The sequence below is a fragment of the Paenibacillus sp. J31R98 genome, assembly GCF_056269245.1.
Map to the genome: position 1 here is coordinate 108,116 of NZ_JBWDNO010000003.1, position 14,807 is coordinate 122,922.

Annotated in this window: 10 protein-coding genes and 1 riboswitch; of the genes, 3 read left to right on the forward strand and 7 right to left on the reverse strand. The window is 53.9% G+C overall.

From position 1 onward, the window contains the following. Positions 1-9: 9 nt before the first annotated feature. The gene (locus AC0YNX_RS14185) at positions 10-663 is read left to right on the forward strand and encodes a TetR/AcrR family transcriptional regulator (RefSeq protein ID WP_475816751.1); all 654 of its coding nucleotides are present in this window, start codon (positions 10-12) and stop codon (positions 661-663) included. Between the two features lie 97 nt (positions 664-760). On the opposite strand, the gene AC0YNX_RS14190 is transcribed toward AC0YNX_RS14185, so the two are convergent. The 4 genes from AC0YNX_RS14190 to AC0YNX_RS14205 all read right to left on the reverse strand — a co-directional run bounded on the left by AC0YNX_RS14190 (position 761) and on the right by AC0YNX_RS14205 (position 6,869). Further along, on the reverse strand, positions 761-2,155 hold the full coding sequence (locus AC0YNX_RS14190; RefSeq protein WP_475816340.1) for an NCS2 family permease: 1,395 nt from the start codon (positions 2,153-2,155) through the stop codon (positions 761-763). A 150-nt stretch (positions 2,156-2,305) separates the two neighbouring features. Beyond that, positions 2,306-2,406: riboswitch (purine riboswitch) on the reverse strand. Between the two features lie 137 nt (positions 2,407-2,543). Beyond that, a complete protein-coding gene (locus AC0YNX_RS14195) occupies positions 2,544-3,605 on the reverse strand; it encodes a peptidylprolyl isomerase (RefSeq protein WP_475816341.1) in 1,062 nt (353 codons plus the stop codon). A 155-nt stretch (positions 3,606-3,760) separates the two neighbouring features. Beyond that, complete coding sequence (guaA, locus tag AC0YNX_RS14200) at positions 3,761-5,299, reverse strand: glutamine-hydrolyzing GMP synthase (protein ID WP_475816342.1); 1,539 nt, start codon at positions 5,297-5,299, stop codon at positions 3,761-3,763. 403 nt (positions 5,300-5,702) lie between these two features. After that, on the reverse strand, positions 5,703-6,869 hold the full coding sequence (locus AC0YNX_RS14205; protein ID WP_475816343.1) for a ParM/StbA family protein: 1,167 nt from the start codon (positions 6,867-6,869) through the stop codon (positions 5,703-5,705). A 155-nt stretch (positions 6,870-7,024) separates the two neighbouring features. Here AC0YNX_RS14205 and AC0YNX_RS14210 point away from each other — a divergent pair, with 155 nt between their 5' ends. Together AC0YNX_RS14210 and AC0YNX_RS14215 are read left to right on the forward strand one after the other, a co-directional pair. After that, positions 7,025-8,035, forward strand: a complete 1,011-nt coding sequence (locus tag AC0YNX_RS14210) for a peptidoglycan DD-metalloendopeptidase family protein (protein WP_475816344.1) — start codon at positions 7,025-7,027, stop codon at positions 8,033-8,035. Next, the gene (locus AC0YNX_RS14215; protein WP_475816345.1) at positions 8,007-9,407 is read left to right on the forward strand and encodes a bactofilin family protein; all 1,401 of its coding nucleotides are present in this window, start codon (positions 8,007-8,009) and stop codon (positions 9,405-9,407) included. The genes AC0YNX_RS14210 and AC0YNX_RS14215 overlap by 29 nt, the downstream gene beginning before the upstream one ends. Positions 9,408-9,497: 90 nt before the next feature. On the opposite strand, the gene AC0YNX_RS14220 is transcribed toward AC0YNX_RS14215, so the two are convergent. The 3 genes from AC0YNX_RS14220 to AC0YNX_RS14230 are packed head-to-tail and all read right to left on the reverse strand — an operon-like array spanning position 9,498 to position 14,675. After that, a complete protein-coding gene (locus AC0YNX_RS14220; protein WP_475816346.1) occupies positions 9,498-12,191 on the reverse strand; it encodes a transglutaminase-like domain-containing protein in 2,694 nt (897 codons plus the stop codon). Then, positions 12,169-13,659, reverse strand: coding sequence for a DUF58 domain-containing protein (locus tag AC0YNX_RS14225; protein WP_475816348.1), 1,491 nt, complete (start codon positions 13,657-13,659; stop codon positions 12,169-12,171). Before AC0YNX_RS14225 ends, AC0YNX_RS14220 begins: the two co-directional genes overlap by 23 nt. After that, the gene (locus AC0YNX_RS14230) at positions 13,656-14,675 is read right to left on the reverse strand and encodes an AAA family ATPase (protein WP_475816349.1); all 1,020 of its coding nucleotides are present in this window, start codon (positions 14,673-14,675) and stop codon (positions 13,656-13,658) included. The genes AC0YNX_RS14225 and AC0YNX_RS14230 overlap by 4 nt, the downstream gene beginning before the upstream one ends. Positions 14,676-14,807 lie beyond the last annotated feature (132 nt).

Consider the following 14,807-nt stretch of genomic DNA (forward strand, 5'->3'; position numbering starts at 1 on the left):
TTGCATGCTGTGTATCCCGCCTTCGCGAAGCTCCCTGAGGAGAAGCAGGAGCTCATCTTAACGATCTGTATCGAGGAATTTGCCAAGAACGGCTACAATAATACATCGACAGATACAATTACGGCGCGAGCCGGCATATCGAAGGGTATTTTGTTTCATTATTTCAAAAGCAAGAAAAACCTTTATCTTGCCGTCGTGGAGCATGCGATGGAGGTACTCATTCAGAAGACGCTGCAAGCCGTCGAAGCTATTGAAACGACGGACTTCTTCGATCGCATCAAGGAGATGGTGCTTGCGAAGCAGCGCGTAACGCTGCAGCACTTTCACGAGACCGAGATCGTAACGCGCGTCATCGGCCATCCGCCGAAAGCGGTAGAAGAGGAAGTCGCGAAGCTTATCGCCGATTATCAATCGAGGTTCACGACGCCGATCATGCTGGAGATGATCTATAAAGGCGACCTGCTCAAATCTGTTCCTCTGAGGGAAGGCGTTACCCCCGAGAAGGTATTCAGCCTCGTCACGCTTACTTTAAATGCGTTGTCGATGAAATACTTGCAGCTGCACCGCGGGCAGCCTCATCCCTACATCGGCGCTGAAGAGAAGCTCATGAAGGAGATTGACGATTACCTCGATATGATGAAGTACGGAGTTTATCGCGTTTAGCTTAGGTTTTACGCAGATTTAGCGCATAAGCGCATAATAAAAGGACAGCGCCGGTCCAGCGCTGTCCTTTTTGTTATCTCTCTATGGTGAGCAAGCCTTAGCCTTGGCTGCCGATAAATGCGTAACGCGCAATAATCAGAACCGCGAGCACCCACATGAGCCAATGCACTTTGTAGCTGCCTTTCTTGCCCACTGCATTCGCAGCAGTTGCAAGCACGACGTAAGCTACGATACCGAACGAAACACCGTTAGCGATGTTGTATGTGAAAGGCATCAGAGCGATTGTCAGGAACGAAGGAATTGCATATACCATGTCTTGGAAATCGATTTCTTTGATCGACTGAACCATCAGTACGCCTACGATGATCAGCGCTGCTGCTGTTGCAGAGCCTGGGATCAAGGAGATCAGAGGCCACAGGAACAATGCTGCGAGGAACGCTACGCCAGTCGTTACCGCCGTAAGACCTGTGCGTCCGCCTTGCGCGATACCTGCGGAGCTCTCAACGAAAGCTGTAACTGTGCTCGTACCGAGAACCGCACCGCCGCTGACGCCGACAGCGTCAACAAGCATTGCTTTACCGATAAGCTTCTTGCCCTTCTGAGGGTCTTTCATGTAGCCAGCACGGTTAGCTGTACCTACGAGCGTACCGAATGTATCGAACAACTCAACGAATGTGAACGTTGCGATGATGGAGATCAAGCCTGTATCGAGAGCGCCTTTGAAGTCGAAGTCCCAGAAGTTTCCTTTGCTGAAGTCCGGGCTCCACGATTGGCCTTTCAATGTCTCAGCAACATCAACGTTGCCTGTGATAATTGCGATGATTGTAACGCCGATAATACCGAATAGAATTGCGCCTGGCACGCGAAGCACGAGCAGAATCGCGATGAGCAGCACGCCGATCAGCGTCAGGTATACGCTTGGATTTTCCAGGCTACCCATGTGGAAAACTGATTCAAATCCAAGCACATCGGTGAATACACCCTTAGGAACGTCTGTTACTGTATTCTCTATGCCAACTGTCATGATGCCGCTGTTCTTCAGACCGATGATCGTGATGAACAGACCGATACCAACTGTGATCGAGTGCTTCAAGCTGTCAGGAACAGCAACGATAAGCAGCTGACGAATTTGTGTAATCGTGAGGATGAAGAAGATAATCCCGGAGATGAATACTGCCGTTAGAGCAACCGATGGTGAAATCGGCGTGTCAGTCGCTTTCGAAGCGAGTACTGTCGCTGCGAAGTAAGCGTTGAGTCCCATACCAGGAGCGAGCGCTACCGGGAAGTTCGCGAACAAGCCCATTGCAATGGTGAAAATACCGCCTGCGAGCGCTGTCGCCAAGAATACCGAGTAAACATCAAGTCCTGCATTGCCCAGAATACCTGGGTTGACGGCAAGTATGTACGCCATCGTCATAAAAGTTGTAAGGCCCGCCATAATCTCTGTCCTTACATTTGTTCCGCGTTCCTTCAGTCGAAAGAAACTATCCATTTTTGAAATACCCTCCCCAAAAAATGTGTCAGAACAAACAGGAACTTAGAATAAAAAAAATGCCGATCATAAAATTATGATCGGCATTTGCTCTATCTAGGTTCCACGCAAAACAAGACGTAACGCAGGGCGAATGGACCGTTCGCGCGTTCAATAGTCTTGCTTTTTCGTAGACAGGCCATTTACGGTGACCTCGTAGAGACTCTCAAGCCGATTCTTGAGATTATACGAAAACATATGCTGTTTGTGTTTGTTGTAATGATTCATTGAACATAATAGCGACTAACTGATTGAGCTGTCAATGGGAAACCTTGTCACAAATGAAAGAAAAGCTGACATACCCTAAAAAAAGTTGCCACCGACCGTATATCCTACATATTTCCCTATCTTAACCTTTTTTAAGCGTGTTCGTAATTTGCGCCTTTGCCTTTAATTGCTCCAGCCATGAAGCGGAAAGCTCTGAAACTTTCTGGCTAATGAGCGTCTCCTTAATTTCAGCTTGATGCTCCGCAAGAGTCGCTGCCTTAGCTGCCTTATGGTCACTTACTTTGATGATGTGATAACCGAACTGCGTCTTGATCGGTCCGCCAAGCTCGCCGACCTTGAGGGAGAACGCGGCTTTCTCAAACTCAGCAACCATGACTCCTTTGCCGAAGTAACCGAGATCGCCCCCAGCATCCTTACTGCCTGTATCAATTGATTTTTCCTTCGCCAGCTTCGCGAAATCTGCGCCGGCCTTCAGCTGCTTCATAATCTCGTCAGCTTCTGCTTTCGTAGCAACCAGAATATGCGAGGCTTTCACCTGCTCAGCCTGATCGAACATCGCTCTGTTCGACTCAAAGTATTGTTTCACTTGAGCGTCAGTTACTTTCACACTCGGCTCGATCATCTTACGAATGAGAAGCTGCTTCGACGATTGCTTCTTCAACTGTTCGAGCGTCATGCTCGCCTGCAGCAATGCAGCCTCAAAATCCGCTTCAGACGGGAACTGCTTCTTGATGCGCGCAATTTCCACTTCCACATCCTTGTCAGTAATGACAATCCCCTTCTTCTTCGCCTCTTGCTCAACAAGCTTGTCTTGAATCAGGTTGTCCAGCGTCTGAGCGCCGCCAATCGCAGCCATCTCATTGTAAAGCTCGTTCTTGGTAATAGCTGCGCCATTCACGGAACCGACCGCTTCATTCCCGCGATCGCCTAATGGAGACTTGTCCGGCTTGCTCGCAATCGTCACTGAATTCAAAGCAGCATTGTAATTGACACTTGCACCAAGCATCTCAGCGGCTGAACGAAGCGGAACGTAGGTGACTCCCTTAATGGATACAGGTTCCACTGATGATTTCTGACCATTAACGATCAAGGTCATTTTCGTTGCTGCGTATGCCCCTGCACCTGCCGCGAGCGCCAATCCCACTACAACCAATGCCGCTATTCCGATTTTGCGTTTAATCAAAACATAACCCCCTGCGCCTATTCATTTCATAACAGGATTCTATCTCATTCGTTCGCAAACTTAAACCATTTGTTGGGATTGCATATAAAAAAACTCCCTTTTATCGCGAGCTAACGCAGATAAAAGAGAGTTTCTTTGCACTTATTTAGATCAGCCTATTCCCACTCGATTGTCGCAGGCGGCTTCGATGTTACGTCGTAGACGATACGGTTGACGTTGTCGACCTCGTTAACGATACGAACGGAGATTTTCTCGAGCACATCCCAAGGGATACGCGCCCAGTCAGCTGTCATGCCGTCGATGGATGTTACGGCACGGATGCCGACCGTGTACGAATACGTACGCGCGTCGCCCATAACGCCAACACTCTTCATGTTCGGCAGCGCTGTGAAGTATTGCCAAATTTCGCGGTCAAGACCTGCTTTGGCAATCTCATCGCGAAGAATCGCATCGGATTCACGAACGATCGTCAGCTTGTCCTCCGTCACTTCGCCAAGCACGCGGATCGCAAGACCCGGACCTGGGAATGGCTGACGCCATACGATTGCCTCTGGCAGTCCGCATTCTTCGCCGACTTTACGAACTTCATCCTTGAAGAGCGCCTTCAGCGGCTCAACAAGCTTGAACTTAATATCTTCAGGCAAGCCGCCAACGTTGTGGTGCGACTTGATGGTTTGAGCTGTTGCCGTTCCGCTCTCTACGATATCCGTATACAGCGTACCTTGCGCGAGGAATTCGAAGTCATCGAACTTCTCGGACTCTTCTTGGAACACGTAAATAAACTCGTTGCCGATAATTTTACGCTTTTGCTCCGGATCGTCGACGCCCTTCAGCTTGCCAAGGAAACGCTCGCTTGCATCGATCTTCACAACTTTCATATCGAACTTGCCGACGAAAGTTTCCATAACGCTCTCCGCCTCGCCCTTACGCAGCAAGCCGTGGTCGATGAACATGCAAGTCAGCTGATCGCCGATCGCTTTGTGAAGCAGGATTGCTACTACGGACGAGTCAACACCGCCGGACAATGCGCAAAGCACTTTGCCTTTGCCGACTTGTGCGCGGATATCGCGAATCGTATCGTCGATAAACGTGCTCATGCTCCAATTGCCTTCACAGCCGCACACATTGTAGAGGAAGTTGCGGATCATTTCGTTACCTTGAACGGAGTGGCGCACCTCTGGGTGGAATTGCACCGCGAACAGTTTGCGCTCCGGATGGCTCATCGCCGCAATTGGCGCATGGTCCGTGCTCGCATCTACGCGGAAGCCTGCTGGCAGCTCCGTTACGTGGTCGCCGTGGCTCATCCAAACCGTTTGGTTCGAATCCAATCCATGCACAAGCTCGCTGCCCGCTGCGAACGCCACGTCAGCTTTACCGTATTCACGCTTGCCTGCACGCTCAACTTTGCCGTTCAGCTGATGCGCAATCAGCTGCATGCCGTAGCAAATACCGAAGATTGGCAATCCAAGCTCATAAATCGCTGGATCTACAAGCGGCGATTTCTCCTCATATACACTTGCCGGTCCACCCGAGAACACGATGCCTTTCGGCTGTAGCTCGCGGATTCGTTCTACCGAGGTATTGTAGGGCAGCAATTCGCTGTATACGCCTAAATCCCGGATACGTCTTGCAATCAACTGGTTGTACTGTCCGCCGAAATCAAGGACGACGATCATTTCATTTGGCTTATTCAATTTGCCTTAGGCCTCCCTCAAATCATTGTGTCAATTATATATAGGCGATATGGGACAGTCAAGGCGGCTCGGGGCTTTAGAAAAGGCAAGGATTTGACAATTCGGAAAGTTGCTTCAAATGTAACCGTTTCATATGGTCTGACTGAAGCTGGCAGACTATAACGGACTACAGAGTGGCTATTTGATGAATATGGCTCGTTGATGGACTGTAACGGAACCCAGCGGCGTTATTTCCTTGAAATCAGCCTCTTTCGGCCGAAAAAGTGACGAATAACGCTTCTGGGGTCCGTTACAATTTTCAAAGGGCTGTTTTGCGATGAATAAGGTTTCTACGATCCGTTAGCCGTGCCACGCCACAAATAAAAAAGCAGCGACCAATGGTCACTGCTGCATATCTTGCGTATTATTGCGGCTGCTCGCTCGATGCCGCTGTTTGCTGCTGCGCTGCTAGCGCCTGATTCTGCTTGTTCCGCGCAAGCTTCAAATAACCGTACACGTTCTGGAACTCGCTCTCGGTTACGAAGCGAAGGCGCACATTGCCCGCCGCTTCATTGATGTAATCGCGAAGCGCAATGGCTCCGCCACCAAGAACGTAGAAGCATTGAATGTCGGGATTCTTCTTCCAGCGCTTCAAGATGAGATCAACAACCTTGTTCGCTGCGCGTGTGAAGTAGTTATCGACGATCGGACGGATATCCGCTTGCCCTTCACCAATACGTTGGATGACGTAATCGCGCGTCTTAATCTTCTGAATAAGCTTCGTCCGGCTCTGGAAACGGTGACCGAACTCATCTTCTACGTCACGGATAATGTTATCGAGGTAGCTGGCAAGGCCGAATTGCTCGCCCGTGCTGTGCTGATTGTCGATGCTCATCCGTCTGATAACTGGGAAATCCGTTGTCAGCGCGCCCATCTCGCAAATACCGATGCAGCCGTAATACAGCTCTTCGTTACGAACCGACAGGTTGTCGTGAGTCGCCATGTGGAACAGTGCTGCTGCGCCTTCAATGGAAATGACAGCACGTTTAATGATTACGCGAATCGAGCGGCCGCGCAGCTTAGGCGTCGACAAGAACGACACCTCGTGCTCGCCGACAAGGCGCTCTTCGAAGGTTTTATGGAAGCCTGCATATGTACGCACTGGAAGTCCTGTGCCGATGATATATTCCACCACTTGCGTGGATTGTCCCTCAGTCGCTTCATAGTTCTGGCTGGTCAGACCTGCGTAGGCAAGCGCCGTCAATGCGACAATCAACGCTTGATCGCTGGTCGCTTTGTTATCCGTTTCTTCCAGCTCCGAATTATCTTGATCCTCCATCGCCAATAGACCGACGAAATAACGCTGATTGTTCTTCTTCAGCTTAGGGCTATATACCCGTACATCCAGTGCCTTCAGCGGTGAATCCTCTTCCTGGAACACATGTCTCTCATAGCCGGGAGAGAGGATGCTCGGTACTACAATCGGCTCGGAAGAGCCGTCTATAACCAGTTTCACACTATCGTTTCCTACATCTATGCCTGCGAGTTTAATCACCAAATATCCCCCGTTCGTTTGCGTAAAGCTAGCCATGTTAGAAGTTTCAATTCGCTATATCGGGACAAAATCCTTTTTTTCGACGTTTTTTTACGAAATCTAAGTTTTTTGGCCTAGGTTGCCGATGAATATCGGTGTATGCGTTTTGAGAGGTAATCAATCTCTATTTAAACATTTTTTAGGAGGTAGGCATGAAAAAGTCTGTAGTCCCCCGTAACAAGCATTTCACTTTTCTTGTCTTGCCTGACGGCGCAAGTCCAGTGATCCGCTTTCGGGTAAACACCTTCCTTTTGGTTATGCTTCCAATTCTCTTCGTATTGCTGATAGCTATAGCATCAACGCTGTACCTGCTGCATGATCGTGCGCGCGGACAGCTGGATCAACTTCACAGTAAGCTTACTTCCACGAATGAAGCATATGCGTTGCAGCTAGCCAAGAAAGAAGGAACAATCAAGCAGCTGCAGGTCGAACTGGCCCAGCTTGCACAGCAGGCGGAGTCGGTTGAGGTACGGGTCGAAGAGCTGAACAAGCTGGAATCTGATGTGAAATCGCTTGTCGGTTTACCGAAAGAATCTAGTACTGCCGAATCAGACGATAATGGTGTCGGCGGTGAATTCGTGAAAGTGCAAGATGACGAGATCCTGGAGCTGGCCCGAAATACGGGTACGATCTTCGGCTCACTTGGGGATGAAATTACCGAGCTGAATGAACGACTCACATCGACGAGAGAGGAAGCTCAGAAGCGTCTCCAAACGCTTCGTGTCACACCAACGTTCTGGCCCACACAATCGGAGCGGATAACTTCATTCTTCGGTGTTCGAATGGATCCATTCTCCGGCGAGCCTGGCGTGCATAAAGGCATTGACATTGCGGGGAATCGAGGAGACTCCGTATACGCGGCTGCCGATGGCCGTGTCGTGGATACCGGCAACATGACCGAGCGCGGCAACTTTGTCGTCGTCACGCATGCCATGGGACTTACGACAAGATATTTTCATCTGAGCAAAATATTGGCGCACACCGGTGACCGAGTAAAGCAAGGAGACGTCATCGGCGAGATCGGTTCTACGGGGAGAAGCACAGGGCCTCATCTTCATTTTGAAGTCCTGAAGAATGGCGTATCTGTCGATCCAAGACCTTATTTAAAAATGTCGATAAAGGGGAGTTCAGCGAATGTTCAAGTGGAAAAAGGACAAGGTTAGTTCCAAAATGACTGATACCTTTATTGGTGAAGGCACCATCGTAGAAGGTACTATTCGTTCGGCGGGCAGCCTTCGTCTTGAAGGTCAGCTTCGCGGCGATATTTCGTGCGAGGGCGATGTCATTCTGGGAGAGAGCGGTTTTGCCGTCTCGAATATTACGGCGAATAACGTTGTGCTTGCCGGTCAAGTGAACGGCAATGTGACGATTACAGGCAAACTGACCATTATGTCGACAGGCAAGCTTTACGGCAATATGACGGCGGCGGCGCTAGAGATTGAAGAGGGCGGCGTGCTTCAAGGCAGCAGCGCGATGGATCAAGATGAACCTGTCGCAGAGAATCCGATGGAACGCCGCGCCGGCGCAGACCGGCGTGTATCGACCATCCCCTATACCGGCGAAGAACGCCGCAGCGGGTTTGACCGCCGCAATCTAGCAGCAGGCGAAGTGCCCGCCATTCCGAAGAAAATCAGCTACCGCGCGATTGAAAAACCAGCGGCTGAAGCTGGGGCTGAAGAGGGTGCAGCTGAATCGAATGAACATGCCACAGCTGCAAATGAAAACAATGAGAGCATCGTAACGGATCCGTTGCGAGAAAGCGGAAGAGCTTTTATACATAGCATTGCTGGGAGCATGCAGGAATCAGGCGAACAAGCAGCGGCGCGGCCGGCGAGCAATCGGCTGAACGAAGGGCTGAATGCAGAGGAACGCGCGGCGCTCAGCGGCATTCTTATTGCGGAGTCGAGCGCAGCGCTTGTGGCGGAGGTTGCGGCTGCTGTTGAAGAACCTTCAAGCTTGGAGGAACACGCGGCTCTGGTTGAAGGCGCTGAAACCAATGAACATTTGCTAGAAGATATGGCTGAGAATTCAACGGAAATCATAGTAGAGCAAATAGTAGTTCAACAGATGGATATTATCGATGAGAGCGCGACTGAAGCAGTTGAGCGCTTGAGCACGGAAACTGAAACAGCTGAGGGTGTGAATAGTGAAACAGAACCTGCCGAACACGTGAGCAAGGAAACGGACGTTGCAATCGTTAATGACAATGCCAACGAAAATGGCAAGGACAACGAGAATGTGAAGGACAATGAGCATGAAAATGAGAATGAGAATGTAAAAGAAAATGACAATGACATTGCAGCCGTTCAGCTGCTGGAAGATGCCACGGTCGGGATCCAAGAATCCGAGCTGCCGATTAGTTCGGCAGATTTCACCCATACAAGCGACAGCGTGAAAGATTCATCCGGCAACGTGTACGGATATGGCTTCGAGAACCGCGCCAACGGCGGCGAACCTGCGAACGAGCAGGCACAATCAGGTACATCGAACGATCGAAAAGATACGGATGCAGCTGCTTTGTTAAAGAATTGGTAATAGCAAGAGGGTGCATGCAGACCGTGGTCTGCATGCACCCTCTTTATTTGAGAAGCGTCTGATGGCGCAAAGAGCTAGCGAAAGGTCTGATTATTCATTCGACTGCAGCTTAGCGACCAGCTCCGCGAGTTGCTCCTTCGTCGGCTGATTCTGCCAGCTGACGTCGAAGCGCGCTGCTTCTTCCCAGCGCACCAGATCCGCGACTAGCTGCGCGGTATGCGGCGGCAAGCTAAGCTCTGCCGCATACTCCCGCGCCGTGCGGTGCATCGGCTTCGCACCGCACCGCTTGTACAGCTCGCGCCAGCAGGCGTCCGCGAGCTGGAGGAACTGCCTGCGGGCCGCTGTTTGCCGGCCCGCCCCAAGGGCGCTGCCATAGCGATGCAGCGCCGTGGCGAACGCGAAGCGTTCGCTGCGCCGCCGCGCCGCCAGCGCGAGCCCGGCCGCGCCGGTGACGCCTGCGGCGATGGCGGCCATGGCCCACGGCGGAGCGGCCATGGCGCCTTGCGCTGCCTGCGCGAGGGCATGCGCCCCGCGCTGCGCCGTCGCCTGCAGCTGCGCTGCCGCGCGCACCGCCAGCGTGCGGGCGCGAGCGGCTTCGCCGCCAGCCGCAGCGCCGTCCGCGCTAGCGGCAAGTGCGGGCTTCGCCCCATCGCCTGCTGCTGCAGACGATAAGGCATCGCCGGCGGCACCGCTGCCCGGTGCCGTAAAGCCCGGCGTCGGCTCGAATGCCACCCAGCCGACGTTCGGGAAGAACACTTCCACCCAAGCGTGCGCATCACTTGCACGCACGGTGTATAGCCCCGCTCCGCCAGCTGCTAGCCCTTCCGCAGGCTCGCCCGGTGCAAAACCCTTCACGTATCGTGCAGGGATCCCCTGCGTCCGCAGCATAACCGCCATCGCCGAAGCGAAATGCACGCAGTAGCCTTCCCGCTGATTAAACAAGAAGTCATCGACAAAGTCGCTGCTACCCGTTAGAGCCTTTGGCTGCAGCGTGTACTTGTAATTGCTGCGAAGATACCCCTCCACCGCTTTCACTTGCTCGTAGCGGTTCACCGGATTCCCAGCTGCCGCCATTATCTCCGAGGTCAGTGTGCCGATCCGGGCAGGCAGCTGATCAGGCAGCTGCGTATAGGAATCGTCCAGCGCAGCCGTTTCAACATATGCGGACCTGGATTCGCCTGCTTCCGAAGAAGAACTCTCGGCACCGGCACCAGCATTGGAATTTGCATTTGCACTTGCACTTGTACTTCCGCTTGCACCGGTAGCTGCGCCAGCGCCAGCAACGCCGCCTCCCTCCATCCCAGCCGACGCATCAACCGAAGATTCAACCTGCCGCAGCCGCTTCAACGCCTCATCAGGCATGACGGACGCGACCGTATAACGGACGACGCGATCCTCTTCCGATGACGGATAGAGTGCCCCGGTCTCAGCATCCTGCCGATACGAAGGGGTATCGCCTGACCCGTTCACTGTCCGGATTGCCGTTATCTTCGCGTCCGCGCTTCCAGCGAACAATGGCCAGCCGGCAGCTGGATAGGCCGCTGTAATTGTCTGCACAAGCACATCATCAGCAGACCCGCCCTCATTCTCGTCTCCAGCACTTCCATTGATCTTTTCCCCACCTCGCTCGCCGCTATCGCCATCGCTCCCCATCACATCGCGATGCTCGGCCTGCGTGTCCGAGACGCTTACCGTATGCCATGCATGCTCGACCTGCTCCCAGCCTTTGCCGGTATAGAACGATTTGCTCTCACCACGCAGATAGGCATTCTCCTTCGCATACACGGTCAAAACAGGCGAGTTATCCGGCGTAATCGGTCCGCCGAGCGCAGAATCATCGAAGCCATAGCCTGTCCTGCTAGGCTCTCCTAATCCGGTTGCAGCCATCGCTTCCTCTGCAACCGCTCTTTGGCCATTCGAATGATGCTTCTCGAGCAGCCTGTCCTGCCCCCACTCAATCGCTTCGGCCGCCCAAGGCGCCGGCTCGGACGTCACCACTGGCTTCGCCAAGCTCCAAGACGTCACGATCGCAGCCCCCAGCACGATAACCGCGAGCCATGCGGCACCGTTCCACCAGTTCACAGCCCACCCCGCCAGCGATTTCTTCACCGCACGGCCATCGAATAACGTAGAACTGCCGAGCAGCCGCTCCAGCCGCGGCACCGTTACGAGCGCGCCTAACACCAGTCCTTCTGCGCATACCCGCTTCAGCCCAGGCAGTACATGCAATCCCAGGAAACTATAGAGCAGCAGCAGATACAGCGCCGTCAGTCCCGCTAACCCGAGCCCCCACTGACGCAGCCAAATCAACGATTGCACGGCGACAGTCATCATGCCAAGCCCACTGACAAGGAGCAAGGTGCGCGTTTCTCCGCTAAGAATCATTTTGCCGCTCGCTAGATTGATTGCGTCATTCTTCATCCCCTCTAGAAGGCCTGTGAGACTGTCATGCCAAGAAGCATAGTGGACACTGAACATCACAAGCACAGTCCCCACAGTAATGACAGCATTCAGCAGCAAGGCCGCCCAAGTCGGCGGCACGAACAAGCCGACGGCAAGGAAGAGGCCCACGGCAACGATCAGCGGACGAAGCTCGCTCAGCTCTGTGAAATCCTTCAACTGCGCAAGCGGCAGCAACCACTCCACAATAAGTCCATATAACAAAAGGCTAGTGACAAGCCGCCGCGGCATGAAGCTGAAGAAATGCAAGCTTTCCTTCTCCCTTTCCCGCTGCCGCTTCGGCTGCACACCCTGCGAGCCGTCAGCTCCCTGCACTGCCGACATGGATAACCCCTCCTTCCTTGCCCGTAGTCATCGTGAGTTCAGTCACACCTGGCACTATGCTGCGATAGCTCAGCGGCACAGGCATCGTTCGTACCGTGCACTTCGCCGCATGCAGTCGTTCACGCCACCTCTGCTCCGCAGGACCTGTCTGCACCTCCCGTGCAGACAGCAGAACCACCAGCTCAACGCCACGTACGGCAGCCAGCTTCGCACTGTACATAATCATGCCCGCTTCACCTGTCGTATCGCCGTGCAATTCACCGGAGGTCAGGCAGATAAGCGACGCCCCGCGTGACAAACGCGCTACTGCATCCGACATTCGCATCGATATCGAACCGGCCTTGCCCCATCGAAGCCTGGCTAATTGTTCCTCCGCTCTTCTTACAGCTGCACGATCTCCTGCATCAACTTGCAGCCCCAGATCGTCAACGGCGTTCGTCAGCAGCAGGACGCTGCGACCTTCGCGGTGAGATTGCCTGATCAGCAGTGCGGCACGCCCGACATGTGCATCGAACAAACGAATATCCCCGCCATATGCCTGCTCGCTCGTCTCCAGCAGCACAATCAGCTCACAGCTGTATTCCGCATTGCTGATGCGAGTCTGAAGACCAAGCCCTCTCGCCATTGCCCGCCAATCGACGCGTGCGAGCGGATCACCGGGCATATAGGAACGCACATCGGGTCCTGCCCCATGACGGCCAAAACGTGCCGCATTAGTCTGCATCTGACCGCCAAAAGCAGCAACCACATGCTTGCCTCTCGTCTGCATGCCGGGCTTGTGACCCGGTAAGTTCACGATCCTCTCGCCTGCCGGTGACGCTGCCTTCACAAGCACAACGCCAGGGCAATCCATGTTGAAGGTACGAACCGTGAGACCGAACATATCTCCCATCGACACCTGGACCGGCTGAAAGTGCATCTCCCCGCGCCGCAGCCCTTTGACGGTGTAGCTCAACTGGAACAGTCGTCCGAAGCCAGGCAAGAAAGCGTGCTGAACCAGCACCGTGCCGCCAGCTAGATCGGATGGATCTGCCCCCTTCAACGCCGCAAGCTCTTCCCTTACGCTCACCCACATGAACGGCAACCATCCGCTTAGCCGAAGCACGAGCGTGACCTGCATCTCTCCCCCATCAGAGAGCTGCGATGCTTCCGCTATGGAGCGTTCCACTCCAATCTTTCCAACCGCCATATATGGCAAAATAATACCGCCAAAAGCAATCGCCCCCACGACAACAACGAGCAGCCATTCGACTGCTCCGCTTCGCTGATAAAGCGCTGCTATGCACAGCGCGAACATGAGCAGCACAACCGAGCGAGCCATATGTCTGCTGCGAACTCTAGGCTTGCCGATGTCCCTTGCGCCAGCTGTCCCAGAATTCCCCGCTTCTTCACTCTTACTAGCTCTGCCTGTCTTCCCTATTTCCACACTCGTCTGCCCTGCTTTCCCCACCGCTCTGACGCGCTTCATCTGCGCCGCCCGCCATCGGAGGCCGGAATTGGAACCGGAGAAGCTGCCAGGATGGTTTGCAGCACCGATTGCACACTCATCCCGCCAATGACTGCCTCATCCTGCAAAATAAATCGGTGAGCCAGCACAGGCTCCGCCGTCTCCTTCAAATCATCCGGCACGACGAACCGCCGTCCGGCAATATAGGCCGTCGCCTGCGCCGCACGAATCCAGTCCAGCGTCGCCCGTGGACTTGCGCCGAGCAGCAGCTCCTTCGCCGATCGTGTCTGCCCTACGATATGTACCGCGTAGGCCATCAGCGCAGGATGGACATGCACCGATTGCGCATCACGCTGCATCCGCAGCCACTCCTCCGGAATAATGACCGGACGGAGCGATTCCGGGACCAGGCGCTGCGCCGTCTTCGCCTCCAGCATACTAATCTCGTCCGCAGGAGACGGGTAGCCGACGGACAAGCGCATCATGAACCGGTCCAGCTGCGCTTCAGGCAGCGGATAGGTTCCGTCGTCGCGCAGCGGATTCTGCGTCGCGAGCAGCATGAACGGCTGCGGCAGCTGACGGGTGACGCCGTCTGCCGTGACGCTCTTCTCCTCCATCGCCTCAAGCAGCGCAGATTGCGTCCGCGGCGGCGTCCGGTTAATCTCGTCGGCTAGCACGACATTCGCCATGAGCGGGCCTTCGCGCCAGACGAGCTCGCCTCGCTTGCCGTCCCACACCATGCCTCCGATGACGTCAGCCGGCTGCATATCCGACGTAAATTGAATGCGGCGGAAATCTCCGCCCATGACTCTCGCAATCGCTCTTACAAGCAAGGTTTTGCCCACGCCGGGCACATCCTCGAGCAGCACATGCCCCCCTGCGAGCAAAGCGCTAAATACACGCGACACAACTTCGCTCTTGCCGAGCAGCACGCTGTTCACCCGCGCCATCATCAGCTGCAGCGACTGCTGCGCCGCTTCCGGCCACATATCTTGAACGATTGTTTCCTCCTGCGGCATCGTTTGTCTAGGTATCACTAGTTTCAACTCCTATTCTTGCAATCTATGAATGGCTAGTTGTACTAGTTTCGCCATCAAACGGCTCCTTTACACCTCCTAAGCACATAACAAAAATCGCCCTCCCTAAGCGGAAGAGCGATTGCCCGTTAA

Bases quoted from the DNA above. Each gene is read 5' to 3' on its own strand.
- AC0YNX_RS14190 (WP_475816340.1), bottom strand. From the start codon at position 2,155: ATGGATAGTTTCTTTCGACTGAAGGAACGCGGAACAAATGTAAGGACA.
- AC0YNX_RS14205 (WP_475816343.1), bottom strand. From the start codon at position 6,869: ATGGCTAGCTTTACGCAAACGAACGGGGGATATTTGGTGATTAAACTC.
- AC0YNX_RS14210 (WP_475816344.1), top strand. From the start codon at position 7,025: ATGAAAAAGTCTGTAGTCCCCCGTAACAAGCATTTCACTTTTCTTGTC.
- AC0YNX_RS14215 (WP_475816345.1), top strand. From the start codon at position 8,007: ATGTTCAAGTGGAAAAAGGACAAGGTTAGTTCCAAAATGACTGATACC.
- AC0YNX_RS14220 (WP_475816346.1), bottom strand. From the start codon at position 12,191: ATGTCGGCAGTGCAGGGAGCTGACGGCTCGCAGGGTGTGCAGCCGAAG.
- AC0YNX_RS14225 (WP_475816348.1), bottom strand. From the start codon at position 13,659: ATGAAGCGCGTCAGAGCGGTGGGGAAAGCAGGGCAGACGAGTGTGGAA.